Annotated in this window: 11 protein-coding genes; 5 read left to right on the top strand and 6 right to left on the bottom strand. The window is 74.5% G+C overall.

Translation table 11 applies throughout. The features are described 5' to 3' along the window. Positions 1 to 35 precede the first annotated feature (35 nt). Positions 36 to 2,540 (top strand): Hsp70 family protein, encoded by a 2,505-nt coding sequence (locus ACGFX4_RS32405; protein ID WP_393082069.1) that lies wholly within the window; start codon positions 36 to 38, stop codon positions 2,538 to 2,540. 66 nt (positions 2,541 to 2,606) lie between these two features. Here the strand turns inward: ACGFX4_RS32405 and ACGFX4_RS32400 are convergent, their stop codons facing one another. From ACGFX4_RS32400 to ACGFX4_RS32375, 6 genes are all read right to left on the bottom strand, one after another. Further along, on the bottom strand, positions 2,607 to 4,352 hold the full coding sequence (locus ACGFX4_RS32400; protein WP_393082130.1) for an IucA/IucC family protein: 1,746 nt from the start codon (positions 4,350 to 4,352) through the stop codon (positions 2,607 to 2,609). A gap of 80 nt (positions 4,353 to 4,432) precedes the next feature. Further along, entirely contained in the window at positions 4,433 to 4,996 is a 564-nt protein-coding gene (locus ACGFX4_RS32395) for a GNAT family N-acetyltransferase (RefSeq protein ID WP_393082066.1), read from the bottom strand. Continuing rightward, the gene (locus tag ACGFX4_RS32390; protein WP_393082064.1) at positions 4,993 to 6,288 is read right to left on the bottom strand and encodes a lysine N(6)-hydroxylase/L-ornithine N(5)-oxygenase family protein; all 1,296 of its coding nucleotides are present in this window, start codon (positions 6,286 to 6,288) and stop codon (positions 4,993 to 4,995) included. Before ACGFX4_RS32390 ends, ACGFX4_RS32395 begins: the two co-directional genes overlap by 4 nt. 12 nt (positions 6,289 to 6,300) lie before the next feature. Then, positions 6,301 to 7,806, bottom strand: a complete 1,506-nt coding sequence (locus ACGFX4_RS32385; protein ID WP_393082062.1) for a pyridoxal phosphate-dependent decarboxylase family protein — start codon at positions 7,804 to 7,806, stop codon at positions 6,301 to 6,303. Positions 7,807 to 7,932: 126 nt separating this feature from the next. After that, entirely contained in the window at positions 7,933 to 8,805 is an 873-nt protein-coding gene (locus tag ACGFX4_RS32380) for a siderophore-interacting protein (protein WP_393082060.1), read from the bottom strand. Further along, positions 8,802 to 9,851: an ABC transporter substrate-binding protein gene (locus ACGFX4_RS32375; RefSeq protein ID WP_393082058.1), complete on the bottom strand. Its 1,050-nt coding sequence runs from the start codon at positions 9,849 to 9,851 to the stop codon at positions 8,802 to 8,804. Before ACGFX4_RS32375 ends, ACGFX4_RS32380 begins: the two co-directional genes overlap by 4 nt. Positions 9,852 to 9,967: 116 nt before the next feature. On the opposite strand from ACGFX4_RS32375, the gene ACGFX4_RS32370 reads away from it, so the two are divergent. The 4 genes from ACGFX4_RS32370 to ACGFX4_RS32355 are packed head-to-tail and all read left to right on the top strand — an operon-like array spanning position 9,968 to position 15,499. Beyond that, on the top strand, positions 9,968 to 10,999 hold the full coding sequence (locus ACGFX4_RS32370) for a FecCD family ABC transporter permease (RefSeq protein ID WP_393082056.1): 1,032 nt from the start codon (positions 9,968 to 9,970) through the stop codon (positions 10,997 to 10,999). Then, positions 10,996 to 12,021 carry a FecCD family ABC transporter permease gene (locus ACGFX4_RS32365; RefSeq protein ID WP_393082054.1) on the top strand — a complete coding sequence of 342 codons (1,026 nt, stop codon included), beginning with the start codon at positions 10,996 to 10,998 and terminating at the stop codon, positions 12,019 to 12,021. The genes ACGFX4_RS32370 and ACGFX4_RS32365 overlap by 4 nt, the downstream gene beginning before the upstream one ends. A 53-nt stretch (positions 12,022 to 12,074) precedes the next feature. After that, on the top strand, positions 12,075 to 12,881 hold the full coding sequence (locus ACGFX4_RS32360; protein ID WP_393082052.1) for an ABC transporter ATP-binding protein: 807 nt from the start codon (positions 12,075 to 12,077) through the stop codon (positions 12,879 to 12,881). Continuing rightward, on the top strand, positions 12,878 to 15,499 hold the full coding sequence (locus ACGFX4_RS32355; RefSeq protein ID WP_393082050.1) for a GNAT family N-acetyltransferase: 2,622 nt from the start codon (positions 12,878 to 12,880) through the stop codon (positions 15,497 to 15,499). The genes ACGFX4_RS32360 and ACGFX4_RS32355 overlap by 4 nt, the downstream gene beginning before the upstream one ends. Positions 15,500 to 15,536: the final 37 nt, after the last annotated feature.

Raw genomic sequence — 15,536 nt, 5'->3', positions numbered from 1 at the left:
CGGTCAACGTTCAACTCGTGTGAGGAATACGTACGGTGTACCGAACTCTTGGGATCGACCTGGGCACCACCAACTCGGTCGCGGCGTGGATGCGCCGGGGCTCGGCCGAGGTGATCCGGAACCGGGACGGCGCGTCGGCGACGCCGTCCGCGGTGGCGCTGGACGAGGGCGGCGGGCTGCTGGTCGGCGCCGCGGCGCTCGGCCGGCGCGGGGCGGGCGGGGAGGTCGTCTGGGCGGTGAAGCGCCTGATGGGGCGGCAGTTCGACGACCCGGAGGTGCAGCGCGCGGTCCGGCACCTGGGGGCCGGCGGGTACCCGGTGTCGGGTGCGCCGGACGGCGGGGTGCTGGTGCGGCTCGGCGGGCGGGACTACACGCCGGTGCAGATCTCGGCGATGGTGCTGCGCCGGATCAAGCTGGACGCCGAGGCGCGGTCCGGCGAGCGGTTCGACCGTGCGGTGATCACGGTGCCGGCGTACTTCCACGAGCCGCAGATCGCCGCGACCCGGGACGCCGGGCGGCTGGCGGGCTTCCACGTGGCGCGTGTGCTGCCGGAGCCGACCGCGGCGGCGCTGGCGCACGGCTACACGGCGGGGACGGAGGACGCGCCGGCGGTGCTGGTGTACGACCTGGGCGGTGGCACCTTCGACGTCTCGGTGCTGACGCTGGTCACCGAGTTCACCGACAACCTGGCGCTGGGCGGCGACCGGCTGCTCGGCGGCGAGGACTTCGACCACCTGCTGGCCGAGCACCTGGACGGCCGGATCCGCGCCGACCACGGCGACTACCGGCCGCTGCCCGGGGACGCCCGGCTGCTGCGGGTGCAGGCCGAGCGGACGAAGATCCGGCTGTCCGCGGAGACCGCCGCCGAGCTGCTGCTGCCCGCGTTCGGCGCGAGCGCGGTGAACGTCCGGACCCGGGTGGACCGGGCCGCGTTCGAGCGGTTGATCGAGCCGCAGGTGGACGCGACCGTCCGCGAGGTGCTGGCCACGCTGAAGAGCGCCGCGCTGCTGCCGCAGGACGTGGACCACGTGTTGCTGGTCGGCGGCTCCAGCTCGGTCCCGCTGGTCCGGGAGCGGCTGGCGGGGGTCTTCGGCGCGGCGAAGCTGCGGACGGACGTCGACCCGATGCTGTGCGTCGCGCAGGGCGCGGCCGTCCAGGCGGCGCTGCTCACCGCGCTGGAGTGCCCGGACTGCCTCGCGCCGAGCCCGCTGGAGAACGCGGACTGCCGGGAGTGCGGGACGTCGCTGGTGGGCCGGGTGACGGTGGACTGCCGCGGCTGCCACGTCCCGGCCGACGCCGCGCTGGATGCCTGCCCGGTGTGCGGTCGGACGCTGCCGGAGGCCGAGGACGCGGGGGCCGGGAACGCCGGTTCGCCGGCCGGATTGCCGGCGAGCGCCTGCACCGGCTGCGGACTGCCGGTGCTCGCGGGCTCCAGCCACTGCCCGGCCTGCGGGACGGCGGTCCAGGGCCCGGCGGACGGGCTGCGCTGCGCGGCCTGCGGGGAGGTGAACCCGGCGAGCGCGTCCGCCTGCCGGTTCTGCGACGAGCCGTTCCCGGTGGCCGATCCGCAGAACGTCACCGCGCATCCGCTGGGGCTCAAGCTGAAGGACGGGCGGCTGTCGGTGCTGGTGGAGAAGGGCACGCCGTACCCGTTCGAGCCGATCCTGCACACCTACGGCCTCACCGCCGGTGCCGGTGACACCCTTGAACTGGCCTTCTACGAGGGCGACTTCAAGACGGCGGACCGGAACTCGCCGTTCGGCACGGTGCACTGCGGGCTGCCCGCGGGTGTGTCGGGCACGCACCGGCTGACCGTGTCGGTGGAGCTCTCGGCGGACCGGCTGGTGGTGGTCCGGGCGAGCCTGGAGGGGGAGGAGTTCGTGGTCCAGCAGTTCCGCCGAAGCGTGGTCCCGCCGCGGATCCGGACCCGTGCGGTGGAGGTCCGGCGGGACCTGGCGCACTACCTGGCGAGCTGGCACGACAACCTCTACGAGGCCGAGATCGCGTACCACGAGGCGGTGGTGGCCAAGCTCGACCGGGTCGTGCGGGGCGAAGGCATCGACGACTCGCTCGACACCCTGCTCGACGAGGCGGACCGCGACCGCCGCCGGCAGCAGTTCGTCCGGAACCAGAGCGCGGACGCCTACCTGTACCGGCACCACCTGGGCACGCTGCTGCCCAGGGACACCGACGAACAGCTCGCCGCACTGCGCGACGAGCTGCGCCGGGCACGGCAGGTGGGCGACCTGGACCGCGCCGACCCGGTCGCGGAACGGATCCGGGAGCTGCTGGCGGCGCTCGGCCCGGACCTGCGCCGGGTCGTCTACGCCTGCGCGTTCGCCGAGGAGGAGCGGATCCAGCCGAAGCTGCGGCGGGACATCGAGGCGGCCAAGCGGGAGCTGGACAGTGCCCACGCGGCCGGGGACGCGCGGCGCCGGGAGGCCGCGCTGGACCGCTTCGTGGTGTTCCAGCCGGACCTGGACGGCCAGCTCGCCGAGGGCCGGGACCGCGGCCCGCGGATCGTCCGTCCGGAGGAGTGAGCCGGCCGGAGAGGTGGGCCGGCCGGCCCACCGCACCGGGGGAGTGCGGCGGGCGCGACGGAACCGTCAGGAGGCGATCGGGTTGCGCAGGGTGCCGACCAGCTGGAGCGCGGCGGACGGGTCGGCCAGGTCCACCATCTGCCGGTTGTCGCGCAGCTGCAGCCGGTTGAGGCAGGAGAGCGGGAACTCGGCGGCGAACAGGTCGAAGCGCTCGAACTTCTCCGCCAGGTGCGGCACCGAGTCGCGGTAGTCGGCCGCGCAGGCGGCGACCGTGCGCCAGAAGGCCTCCTCGTCGAGCACCCCGGCCTCGTCGAGCAGCGCGCCCAGGTAGCGGAAGAAGCAGTCGAAGACGTCGGTGAAGACCGACAGCAGCTTCAACTCGTCCGGCACCGCGGCCCGGACCCGCTGCATCGCGGGCGGCAGGACGGCCGACGGGTCCATCACCACGATCTCCTCGGCGATGTCCTTGAACACCGCCCGGACCACCGCGCCCGACTCGTCCAGCACCAGGATCGTGTTCTCGCCGTGCGGCATGAACGCCAGGTCGTAGGCGTAGAAGCAGTGCAGCAGCGGGGTCAGGTAGGCGTCCAGGTAACGGCGCAGCCATACCTCGGGGGCCAGCCCGGACCGCTCGATCAGCGCGGCGGCGACCCCGTCGCCGGCGGCGTCCACGTGCAGCAGCGAGGCCATGGTGGCGAGCCGCTCCCCGGGTGCCAGTGCGGGCACCGGGCTCTCCCGCCACAGCGCGGCGAGCATCTTGCGGTACGGCGAGTACCGGTCGGTCGCCGCCTCGAACTGGCGGTGCCGGTACCCGATCGCCGCGTGCTCCCGGATGATCGTCAGCCCGGTGCCGCGCAGCACCTCGTCGCTCTCGATCAGCCGGGCCAGCCAGTCGTTGATCGCCGGGGTGGCCTCCATGTACGCGGCCGACAGCCCGCGCATGAAGCCCATGTTGAGGACCGAGATGGCGGTCTTCACGTAGTGCTTGGACGGGTGGTCGAGGTTGAAGAAGGTGCGGATCGACTGCTGCGCCCGGTAGTGGTCCTCGCCCTCGCCGAGGCAGACCAGGCGGTGGGTGGCCAGCTCCCCGGCGAAGGTGACGGAGAGCTTGTTCCACCACTGCCAGGGGTGCACGGGCAGCAGCAGGTAGTCGTCCGGGTCCAGGCCGAGGCCGGTCAGCCGCTCGGCGAAGCGGTCGAGCTGCGCCTCGCCCAACTCGGCGCGCATCAGGGCGGAGTAGGAGAGGTCGGCGCCGCAGGTGAAGGTGGCGTGCTCGCGGTGGGCGGCCAGCCAGACCAGCCGGACCGGCGCGGCGGCCTCCGGCGCGTACCGGTGGTGGTCGTCCACACCGAAGCCGATCCGGCCGTTGTTGGCGACGAACCCGGGGTGGCCCTCGGTCATCGCGGCCTCGACGGTCTGGAAGTCGGCGCGGGCCAGCTCGGCGGCGGTGGGCTGCGGCCGGGAGAGCTTGTCCGCGGCGCCGGCCAGGGTGGCGGAGATCTCCTCCAGGTAGACCGGCAGGACCTCGTCCGACAGGCCCAGCGACGACCGCAGCTCCAGGCAGAGGTCGACGGCGTCCAGCGGCAGTTCCTGCTCGCCCCGGTGCCGGGTGATGGAGGCGGGGTCGATCTGCCAGTGGTCCAGGGCGCGCAGCCGGGCGGCGAAGCGGTACTCGACCGTGCCGTCGTCGGCGCGCACCGCGTACCGCCCGTCGGGCAGCGGCTGCGGGGTGAGCAGGCGCTCGTGCGAGAACTCGGCGAGCGCCTTGCGGACCAGGTGGCGGTTGGCACGCTGCCACAGCTCGGGGGTCAGGTGCCCGACGGCGGCGACGGGGGACCCGGCGGACGCGGCGGGGGCGGACGAGGCGGCGGTGGCGGACGAGGCGGCGGGGGTCACGAGAGGGCTCCGGTGGCGGCGGTGAACTGGGCGCGGGTGCAGGTGCTGAGCAGCGCTTCCTTCTCGGGTTTGGCGACCGCCCCGACCACCCGGAAGCCGACGGCGGCGTTGAGCGCCTGCACGGCGGTGTTGCGGATGTCCGGCTCGACCACGACCCGGCGGGCGGCCGGGTCCTGGAACAGGAAGGCCAGCACGGTGGTGATCACGGCCCGGGTGAAGCCGTGCACCGGGGTGTCGGCGGGCGCGCACAGGAAGTGCATGCCGACGTCGCCCGGCTGCGCCTCGTACAGGCCGGCGAGTTCGACCCGGGCGGGGTCGTAGCGTTCGACCAGGAAGGCGGGGCGGCCGTCGTGCAGGCCCAGGTAGGCGTCGCGGTCGGGGTGTCCGGTGATCGCGCGGTACTCGGCGGCGACCTCGTCCGGGGTGGCCTGCTGCATCATCCAGTAGACGGCCTTGGGGTGGGTGACCCAGCGGTGCAGCAGCGCACTGTCGGCGTCGACGTCGAGCGGCCGGACGGTGAGCTCGCCGACGCCGGGGAGGTCCAGGCTGAACGGGGTCATGCGACGAGTCCTTCCGGTGCGCCGAACTCCTGGTAGGCGATGGCCTTCTCGATCGGGTAGACCTCGCGGCCGAGCAGCTCGCGGATGATCCAGGAGTTGCGGTACGCGCCCATGCCGAGGTCGGGCGAGGTGATGCTGTGGGTGTGGGTGCCGCCGTTCTGCAGGAAGATCCCGCGCCCGGTGGTGTCGATCGCGTAGTTGCGGGCCACGTCCGGGCGGCCGTGCCCGTCGAGCCGGATCCGGTCGCGGACGGGTGCCAGGAACTCGGGGACGCGGTGCCGGTAGCCGGTGGCCAGCACCAGGCCCTCGGTGCTCACCGTGTAGCCGCGGTCCTGCTCGGCGTGGTGCAGGCCGAGGGTGTAGCGGCCGGTGGCGTCGTCGTAGGAGGCCTCGCGCAGTTCGGAGTTGGTGAACAGCCGGGTCGGGACCGGGCCGTGGATGCTGCGCCGGTACAGCAGGTCGTGGATGGCGTTGATCAGCTCCGCGTCGATGCCCTTGAACAGGGCCTTCTGCTCGGACTCCAGCCGGTAGCGGGTCTGTTCGGGCAGCGCGTGGAAGTAGTCCACGTACTCGGGGGAGGTCAGCTCCAGGGTGAGCTTGGTGTACTCCAGCGGGAAGAAGCGCGGCGAGCGGGTCACCCAGGTCAGCCGGTAGCCGTGCTGCTCCTGCTCGGAGAGCAGGTCGTAGTAGATCTCGGCGGCGCTCTGGCCGCTGCCCACCACGGTGATCGACTCCTTCCGCTGCAGCGCCTGCTTCTCCTCCAGGTAGCGGGAGTTGTGCAGCAGGTCGCCGCCGAGGCCGCGGCAGACCTCGGGCAGGTGCGGCGGGGTGCCGGTGCCGAGCACCAGGTGCCGGGCGCGGTGGCGGACGGTGCCGTCGGCGGTCTCGGCGGTGACGGTGTACAGGGCCTCCCGCTCGTCGTACTCCACCAGGGTGACCTGCCGGCCGAAGCGCAGGTTGGGCAGCCGGTCGGCGGCCCAGCGGCAGTAGGCGTCGTACTCGGCGCGCACCGGGTAGAACAGCTCGCGGATGTAGAACGGGTACAGCCGCCCGTTCTCCTTCAGGTAGTTGAGGAAGGAGTACGGCGAGGTCGGGTCGGCCAGGGTGACCAGGTCGGCCATGAACGGGGTCTGCAGGGTGGCGGAGTCCAGCAGCATCCCGGGGTGCCAGGAGAACTCGGGGCGGCTCTCCAGGAAGAGGCCGTCCAGCTCGCCGGCGAGCGGCGCGGTCAGGCAGGCGAGGCCCAGGTTGTACGGGCCGAGGCCGATCGCGACGAAGTCGTGGGTGGTCATCGGAGGGTCCTTTCAGCCGGCGGCGCGGCAGAGTTCGGCGGCCGCGGCCTGGTCGGACAGGTACTGCTCGGCGTGGCCGGCGACCAGGTCGAGGACGTGGGCGACGTCCGCGGCGGTGGTCTCCGGGTTGAGCAGGGTGAACTTGAGGTAGTGCCGGCCGTCGACCTTGGTGCCGGCCACCACCGCCTCGCCGGAGGCGGCCAGCGCCCGGCGGGCGTACAGGTTGGCCTCGTCGGCGTCCGCGGGGTCGGTGCCGACGGGCGGCAGGTGGCGGAAGACCACGGTGGACAGCTGCGAGCGGGTGACCACCTCGAAGCGGGGGTCGGCGGCGAGCAGCGCGTACGCCTCGGCGGCCCGGTCGACCACCTGGTCGAAGAGTTCGCCGACCGCGTCGGCGCCCATCACCCGCAGGGTCAGCCAGAGCTTGAGCGCGTCGAAGCGCCGGGTGGTCTGCACGGACTTGTCGACCTGGTTGGGGATCCGCTGCTCGGCGGCCCGGGCCGGGTTGAGGTAGTCGGCGTGGTGGGTGGCGTGCCGCAGCACGCTCCGGTCGCGGACCAGCAGGGCGCTGGAACTGACCGGCTGGAAGAAGGACTTGTGGAAGTCGACGGTGACCGAGTCGGCCCGCTCGATGCCGGCCAGCAGGTGGCGGCGGGTGCGCGAGACCAGCAGCCCGCAGCCGTACGCGGCGTCCACGTGCAGCCGGGCGCCGGCCCGCGCACAGGCGTCGGCGATCTCCGGCAGCGGGTCGATCGAGCCGAAGTCGGTGGTGCCGGCGGTGGCGACCACGGCCATCACCGGGAGTCCGGCGCGGCGGCAGCGCTCCAGCTCGCGGGCGAGCACGGCGGGCCGCATCCGGCGGTCGCGGTCGGTCTCCACGGCGATCACCGCGTCGGGGGCGAGGCCGAGCATCTTGGCGGACTTCTGCACGCTGAAGTGCCCGGCCTGCGAGGTGAGCACCCGCAGTCTCGGCAGTGCCTGGTGGCGGGGGAGCGCGGTGGCGGCCAGCGCCTGCTCGCGGGCCAGCAGCAGGGCCTGGAAGTTGGACTGCGAGCCGCCGCTGGTGAACACGCCGTCGGCGTCCGGGCCGAGCCCGATCCGGCCGGCCGTCCAGTCGATCAGGCGGCGCTCGATCAGGGTGCCGCCGGCGCTCTGGTCCCAGGTGTCCAGGGAGGAGTTGACCGCGCTGAGCACGGCCTCGCCGAGCAGCGCGGGGATGACCACCGGGCAGTTGAGGTGGGCCAGGTACCGGGGGTGGTGGAAGTACACCGCGTCGCGCAGGTAGACCTGCTCCAACTCGTCGAGGGCGGCGCCGGTCTCGCCGAGCGGGCGGTCCAGGTCGACGGCCGCGATCTCGGGGCCGAGCCGGTCCGGGGTGATCCCGCTGAACGGACCGGCGGTGGCGACCCGGCGGGCGACGCGGTCGACCCCGGCGGCGACGGCGGCCCGGTAGGCGGGCAGCGTCCGGTCGTTGAACAGGTGGGAGCGGGCCCCGGTGGCAGGTGCCGGCATGGTCATCGTCAGTCCCCAAGGGTCAAGGGCGAGTTGATGTAGTTAGGTTAGCCTAACCTAACTGAAATGACCAAGACGAGAGCCCGCCCCCGTGATGCCGGGGACGGGCTCTCGTGCCGGGAAAAGGGCTGGTCAGGCCTCGGTCGACGCCTCCTCGCGCAGCTGCTCCTCGGAGGCGCCGCGCCGCCAGTAGCCGGAGAAGGTGACCGCGCGGCGGTCGAAGCCGCGCTCGCCGACCAGGTGCCGGCGCAGCGACTTCACCGTGCCGGACTCGCCGGCGATCCAGGCGTACGGCGTGCCGGCGGGCAGCTCGGCGGCGCGCACCGCCTCGGTGAGGGCGGCGGGCCGGCCGGCCTCGCGGATCAGCCAGACGATCTCCACCTCGGGCCCGGCGGGCAGGTCCTGGATGTCCTCGGCGTGCGGGACCTCGATCCACACCCGGGCCCGGGCGTCGGCGGGCAGCCACTCCAGGATGCCGCCGACGGCGGGCAGCGCGGTCTCGTCCGCGGCCAGCAGCAGCCAGTCGGTGCCCTCCGGCGGCCGGAAGCCGATGCTGCGGTTCTCCGCCCGGCGCGGACCGAGCAGGATCACCCGGTCGCCGGGTCCGGCGGTGGCCGCCCAGCGGGCCGCCGGACCGGCCGCGCCGGAGCCGGGATCGGTGCCGTGCAGGGCGAAGTCCACGTCCACCTCGGCGAGTTCGGGCCGGTGCGCGCGGATGGTGTACGAGCGCATCACCGCCCGCTGCTCGGCCGGCAGGGCGCGCCAGGCGCCGAACCAGTCGAGGCCCGCCTCGATCGGCAGCAGCGGCGCCGGCTGGCCGGGGTGCGGCAGGAAGAGCGAGAAGCTCTGGTCCCGGCCGCCGCTCTCGAAGCCCTTCAGCTGCTCGCCGCCGAGGGTGACCCGGACCATGGTCGGCCCCAGCCGCGCCGAGCGGACCACCTGCGCCTCGAAGAAGCCGAACTGGGCCGCGAGGTCCGCCGCCTCGTCCTCGATCGGGTCGCTCATGACAGCTTCTTCGCGGACTGGATCGCCTTGGCCAGGTTCTCCAGCAGCGGCGCGGCGCCGGCCCAGGAGAACCGCGGCACGGCGTCCCAGGGGACGATCTGGCCGGCCTTGACGGCGGGCAGCTGGTTCCAGGCGGGCTTGGCGGCCAGGTCCTTGGGCTGCAGCGCGGTGGAGCGCTTGTCGAGCAGCAGCAGGTCGGCGTGGAACTTGCCGGCGTTCTCCCAGCTCAGCGCCTCGAAGTAGTCGCCGGCCTCCAGCTTCTCGGGCTGGACGAAGTCCACGCCCAGCTCGGCGAAGGTGATCAGGTCGGTGGCGATCTTCGGGTTGGAGACGTAGAAGATGTCGGCGGCGCCGGAGCAGGCCATCACCTTGATGCCGCCGGCCGCCTTGGCGGCCTGCCGCAGCTGCTCGGCCGCGGCCTCGTAGCGGGCCTTGGCGTCGGTGACCTTCTTGGCCTTCAGGTCGGCGCCGAGCGACTCGGCGAGCTTGGCGTAGCGCTCGATCGGCTGGGTCATCGGCACCCGGCCGGTGGTGATCGCGACGCTCGGGGCGAGCTGCAGGATCTTGTCCTTGGACTCGTCCGGCACGTACCAGAGGGCGTCCGGGTCGTACATGTGGGTGACCAGCAGCTCGGGTCGGACCGCCGCGTACTTCTCGACCGAGAACTCGCCCCAGGCGTTGCCGAGGATCTCGACCTTGTCCACGTTCAGGTCGCCGGCCTGCGGGTCGGGCTTGCCGTCGGTGCCCTTGGTCTCGCCGAAGACGCCGACGATCTGCTTGTCCAGGCCGAAGTCGACCAGGGCGGCGGCGGTGCCGGTGAAGGCGACCACCCGGGTGGGCGCGGCCTTGGCGGTGACCTCCTTCTTCCGGTCGTCGGTGAAGCTCCACGGACCGGCGGCAGCGCCGGACTTGGCCTCGCCCGAGGTGGCGCCGCCCTTGCCGTCGTCCTTGCCGCCGCAGGCGGCGAGCAGGGCGCCGGCGGCGGTGGCGCCGGCGGCGGCGAGCAGGCCGCGGCGGGAGAGGTCGGCAGTTCTGGGCATGGGCATGGCGGAGCACTTCCTCACGGGGTGTCTGTCGGGCGGACCGGAAGATAGGTTAACCTAACCTAAGTTCTTGTCCAGAGGGTGTCCGAACCACTCCTCAGCGCACCCCGGAGCAGCCCTTGTCCGTCGTCAACTCCCTTGCCGTGACGGCGGACCGGCCGGTCCGCCGGCGATCCGCCCGGGCCGCCGGGCTGGCCGCGGCCGGGCTGGTCCTGCTCTGCGTCCTGGCGCTCAGCATCGGCTTCGGCGCCCGCCAGCTCTCGCTCGCCGAGGTCTGGCAGGGCCTCACCGACCCCGCCGCGCCGACGTACACCGTGGTGCACGAGATGCGGCTGCCGCGCACCCTGCTCGGCCTGCTGGCCGGCAGCGCGCTCGGCCTCGCCGGAGCGGTGATGCAGGCGCTGACCCGCAATCCGCTCGCCGACCCCGGCCTGCTCGGCATCAACGCCGGCGCCTCCGCCGCGGTCGCCACGGCCGCCGGCCTGCTCGGCGTCACCGCGTTCAGCGGCTACGTGTGGTTCGCCCTGGCCGGCGCCGCCGGCGTCGCCGTCCTGGTGTACGCCGTCGGCGGCGGGCGCGGCGCCACCCCGGCCCGGCTCGCGCTGGCCGGCTCCGCGCTCAACGCCACCCTGTACTCCTTCGTCAGCGCGGTGATGCTGCTGAACGCCGCCTCGCTGGAGCGGATGCGCTTCTGGACCGTCGGCTCCCTGGCCGGCGCCCAACCCTCCACGGTCCGCCAGGTGCTGCCGTTCATCGCCGTCGGCCTGCTGCTCGCCCTCGCCCTCGCCCGGCCGCTGAACGCGCTCGCCCTCGGCGACGACTCCGCCCGCGCCCTCGGCGCCCGCCCGGCCGCCACCCGGGCCGCCGCGATCCTCGCGGTCACCCTGCTGTGCGGCGCCGCCACCGCCGCCTGCGGGCCGGTCGTCTTCGTCGGCCTGATGGTCCCGCACCTGGTCCGCGCCGTCACCGGACCCGACCTGCGCTGGCTCTTCGCCTACTGCGCGCTGCTCGCCCCCGTGCTGCTGCTGGGCGCCGACGTGCTCGGCCGGGTGCTCGGCCGGCCCGGCGAACTCCAGGTCGGCATCGTCACCGCCGTCCTCGGCGGTCCCTTCTTCCTCTTCTTCGCCCGCCGCGGGAGGTCCCGGGCATGAACGTGCTCCGCATCGGCGCCCTCTCCGTCCGCTACCGCCCGCGCGCCCTGGCCGCCGGAACGGCCTGCGCGCTGCTCGCCCTGCTGGTCGCCGTCCTCGCGCTCGGCACCGGCGACTACCCGATGAGCCCGGCGGACGTGCTGCGCACCCTGACCGGCGGCGGCACCCCCGCCGAGGAGTTCATCGTCCAGGAGCTGCGGCTGCCCCGGGTCGCCACCGCCCTGCTGGTCGGCGCCGCGCTCGCGCTCTCCGGCGCGCTCTTCCAGTCGCTGGTCCGCAACCCGCTCGGCAGCCCCGACATCCTCGGCTTCACCCAGGGTGCCGCCACCGGAGCCCTGCTGGTCGTGGTGGCCGGCGGCAGCAGCCTCGCGCTGGCCGGCGGCGCCGTCGCCGGCGGGCTGCTCACCGGCGTCGCGATCTACGCCCTGGCCTGGAAGCACGGCGTGCACGGCAGCCGGCTCGTCCTGGTCGGCATCGGCACCGCCGCGATCCTCACCGGCGTCAACGGCTACCTGCTCACCCGCGCCCAACTCATGGACGCCGCCCGGGCCGTGCTCTGGCTCACCGGAAGCCTGGACGGCCGCGGCTGGGGCGACGCCCTGCCGCTGCTGATCGCCCTCGCCCTGCTCGTCCCCGCCGTACTGATCGGCTGCGGCCCCGCGCTGCGGATCCTGGAGATGGGCGACGACTCCGCGAGCGGCCTCGGCCTGCGCCCCGAACGGCTGCGCCTCGCCCTGCTCGCCGCCGCCGTGCTGCTCGCCTCGCTCGCCGCGGCCGCCGCCGGACCGGTCTCCTTCGTCGCCCTCGTCGCCCCCCAGCTCGCCCGGCGGCTCACCCGGGCCCCCGGCCCCAACCTGCTCGCCGCGCTGTGCACCGGCGCCGCCCTCACCGTCACCGCCGACTTCGCCGCCCAGCGGATCGTGCCCGACCACCAGCTGCCGGTCGGCGTGGTCACCGGTGTACTCGGCGGCGGCTACCTGATCTGGCTGCTCGCCACCGAACGCCGGGCGGGCCGGCTGTGACCGGCGCCGGGACGACCACTGCTGTGCCCACTGCATCGAACGGAGCGGACCCCATGCCGGACGGCACCCCGCGGCTGGCCGGCCGCGACCTCACCCTCGCCTACGAACGCCGCACCATCGCCGAACAGCTCACCGTGGACATTCCCGACCACTCCTTCACCGTGGTCGTCGGCCCCAACGCCTGCGGCAAGTCCACCCTGCTGCGCGCCCTCTCCCGCACCCTGCGGCCCACCGCCGGACAGGTGCTGCTCGACGGCCGCTCGATCGCGGAGATCCCGGCCAAGCAGGTCGCCCGCACCCTCGGACTGCTCCCGCAGTCCTCCACCGCCCCCGACGGCATCACCGTCGCCGAACTGGTCTCCCGCGGCCGCTACCCGCACCAGGGCCTGCTGCGCCAGTGGTCCCCCGAGGACGAGCGGGTGGTCGGCGAGTCGATGGCCGCCACCGGCGTCGAGAACCTCGCCGACCGGCTGGTGGACGAGCTCTCCGGCGGCCAGCGCCAGCGCGTCTGGATCGCCATGGCACTCGCCCAGGAGACCCCGCTGCTCCTTCTCGACGAGCCCACCACCTACCTGGACATCGCCCACCAGATCGACGTCCTCGACCTGTGCGCCCGCCTCCACGAGGAGCGCGGCCGCACCCTGGTCGCCGTCCTGCACGACCTCAACCACGCCGCCCGGTACGCCACCCACCTGATCGCCATGCGCGACGGCCGGGTGGTCGCCGCCGGCCCGCCCGGCGAGATCGTCACCGCCGAGCTGGTCGAGGAGGTCTTCCGGCTGCCCTGCCGGGTCATCGAGGACCCGGAGAGCGGCACCCCGCTGGTCGTCCCGGCCGCCCGGAAGCCCGCGGCCCGATGAGCCACCGGGTCTTCCGCGACGCCCACGGCATCCCCCACCTGCGGGCCGACGGCCCGCGCGCCCTCGCCTTCGCCCAGGGGCACAACGCCGCCACCGACCGCGCCTGGCAGCTGGAGGTCGAACGGCACCGCGCGCAGGGCAGCTCCGCGGCCTTCCTCGGCCCCGAGTCGCTCTCCTGGGACGTCCTCGCCCGCCGGGTCCGGCTCGCCGACACCGCCCGCCGCTGCTTCGCCGCCCTCGACCGGTCCACCGCCGGCTGGGTGCTCGCCTACGTCGACGGCGTCAACGCCGGCCTGGCCGAACACGCCAGGAACGCACCGGAGTTCGCCGCCGCCGGGCTGCGGCCGGGGGAGTGGAAGCCGTGGACGCCGCTGGCCGTCTGGCTCTCCCACCACCTGCTCTTCGCCGGCTTCCCCGCCAAGCTCTGGCGCGAGCGGGTCGCCCGCGAACTCGGCCCGGACGCCGTCGAGCTGTTCGCCACCGACGGCCCCGGCAGCTCCGGCTCCAACGGCTGGCTGCTGGCCGGCGAGCGCACCGCCACCGGCGCCGCGCTGATCGCCGGCGACCCGCACCGCTTCATCGAGGCTCCCGGCATCTACCAGCAGATCCGCCTCGCCTGCCCCGAGTACGACGTGGTCGGCATCGCCGTCCCCGGCGTCCCCGGCCTCGCCCACTTCGGCCACACCGGCGGCGTGGCCTGGGCGATCACCAATGCCATGGCGGACTACCAGGACCTGTACCGCGAACGGCTCCGCCGCACCGGCGACGGCGTCGAGGCGCTCGGCCCGGACGGCTGGCGCCCCGCCCACGCCCACACCGAGACCGTCCACGTCGCCGGCGGCGACCCGGTCACCGTCGAGGTGCTGGAGACCGCGCGCGGCCCGGTGCTGACCGGCGGCCCGGACGGCGAGGCGATCAGCCTGCGGTACCCGCCGCGGGTCCGGGCGAAGCTCGGCTTCGAGGCACTCCCCGCGCTGCTGCGCGCCCGCACCGTCGCCGACGTCGACCGGGCGATGGACCACTGGGCCGAACCCGTCAACATCGTCCTTGCCGCCGACACCGCGGGCGGCCTGCTGCACCGCACCGCCGGGGCCGTCCCGCTCCGCGACCCCGCCAACGGCCTCGGCCCGGTGCCCGGTCGGGACGCCGCGTACGCCTGGCGCGGCTGGCGGGCGCCGCTGCGCGAACCGGTCGCCGGACGCGCGGTGATGGCCAACCAGCGCGGCATCGCCGCCCCGCTCGGCGTCGAGTTCTCCGCCCCGCACCGCGCCCGGCGGATCGCCGAACTCCTGGACGCGCGGCAGGGGTGGACCGCCGACACGGTCACGGACGTGCACACCGACACCCACCTCGGCTCGGCCGGCCCGCTGCTCGACCTGGTCGCCGGGCTCGACGGCCTCACCCCGAGCGCCGCCGCGCTGCGCGCCCGGCTGCTCGGCTGGGACCGCAGGATGGCCGCCGACTCGGCCGACGCCGCCGCGTATGCCGCCCTCCGGTCCGCCGTGGTGCGGGAGTTGGCGGCGCACCCGGTGTTCGCCGGACTGGCCGCCCTGCCCGAGCTCCCGGAGGTGCTGCTGCCCTGGCAGGCCCTGCTGCCCCGGATCGGCTACGCCCTGGAGAGCCTGCTCACCACCGACCGGCTGCCCGGGCTCGACCCGCCGGCGTCGGTCCGGGCCGCGCTGGAGCGGGTCGCGGCCGGTCCGCTGCCCGGGAGCTGGGCCGAGACCCACCGGCTGGCGCCCTGGCAGGCCCTGCCCGCGCCCGCCGAGTGGCCGGGCCTCGGCGGCGACCACGACTGCGTGCTCTCCACCTCCTCCGTGCCCGGGCTCACCGACCTCAGCGCCCGCGGGCCCGCCGCCCGGTACGTCTGGGACCTGGCCGACCGCGCGAACAGCCGGTGGGTCGTCCCGTTCGGCGCCTCCGGCCTCCCCGGGCACCCGCACCACCGCGACCAACTGCCGCTCTGGCTGGCCGGACGCCTGGCGCCCGTCACCACCGACTGGAACCAGCTCACCGAGGAGCTCCCCGCGATGACCGACTTCCGACGCACCGTCCCCGGCTTCGGCGAGGTCCGGCTGCGGCCGCTCGACCCGGCCGGCGACGCCGAGCTCGTCCACGGCTGGGTCACCCAGGAGCGCGCCCGCTTCTGGGGCATGCTCGACCACGACCGGGCCGCCGTCCAGGAGACCTACGCGTACGTCGACTCGCTCACCACCCACCACGCCTGGCTCGCGCTGCGCGACGGCGAACCCATCGCCCTCTTCCAGACCTACCGGCCCGAGCACGACCCGGTCGGCGACTGCTACCCGGTGCAGGACGGCGACCACGGCGTCCACCTGCTGATCGGGCCCGCCGACGGGGAGAGCCGGCCGGGCTTCACCGAGGCGCTGATCGCCGTCCTGATCGCCTTCGCCCTCGACGACCCCGCCCACCGGCGGATCGTCGCCGAACCCGACGCCCGCAACGAGAAGGCGCTGAACCGCCTGGTCCGCAGCGGCTTCGAACTCGGCCCCGAGATCGACAAGCCGGAGAAGCGGGCCCGGCTGGCCTTCCTCACCCGCGAGGCGGCCGCCCCGATCCTCGCCCGCCTGAGCCCGGCGTCCGGCAGCGGCGTGTAAGGGCGGCCGGGCATCCGCTGACAGTCCGTCGGCGCGC

Origin of the sequence: Kitasatospora sp. NPDC048365 (assembly GCF_043200835.1) — a bacterium.
In the GTDB taxonomy this organism is placed as follows: domain Bacteria; phylum Actinomycetota; class Actinomycetes; order Streptomycetales; family Streptomycetaceae; genus Kitasatospora; species Kitasatospora terrestris.
Note: the sequence above shows the minus strand (reverse complement) of the source record. Positions and strands in the feature narration are given on the sequence as shown.

Coding starts and splice junctions, on each gene's coding strand:
- ACGFX4_RS32395 (WP_393082066.1), bottom strand. CDS start 4,996: ATGACCCCGTTCAGCCTGGACCTCCCCGGCGTCGGCGAGCTCACCGTC.
- ACGFX4_RS32390 (WP_393082064.1), bottom strand. CDS start 6,288: ATGACCACCCACGACTTCGTCGCGATCGGCCTCGGCCCGTACAACCTG.
- ACGFX4_RS32385 (WP_393082062.1), bottom strand. CDS start 7,806: ATGACCATGCCGGCACCTGCCACCGGGGCCCGCTCCCACCTGTTCAAC.
- ACGFX4_RS32380 (WP_393082060.1), bottom strand. CDS start 8,805: ATGAGCGACCCGATCGAGGACGAGGCGGCGGACCTCGCGGCCCAGTTC.
- ACGFX4_RS32375 (WP_393082058.1), bottom strand. CDS start 9,851: ATGCCCATGCCCAGAACTGCCGACCTCTCCCGCCGCGGCCTGCTCGCC.
- ACGFX4_RS32365 (WP_393082054.1), top strand. CDS start 10,996: ATGAACGTGCTCCGCATCGGCGCCCTCTCCGTCCGCTACCGCCCGCGC.
- ACGFX4_RS32360 (WP_393082052.1), top strand. CDS start 12,075: ATGCCGGACGGCACCCCGCGGCTGGCCGGCCGCGACCTCACCCTCGCC.
- ACGFX4_RS32355 (WP_393082050.1), top strand. CDS start 12,878: ATGAGCCACCGGGTCTTCCGCGACGCCCACGGCATCCCCCACCTGCGG.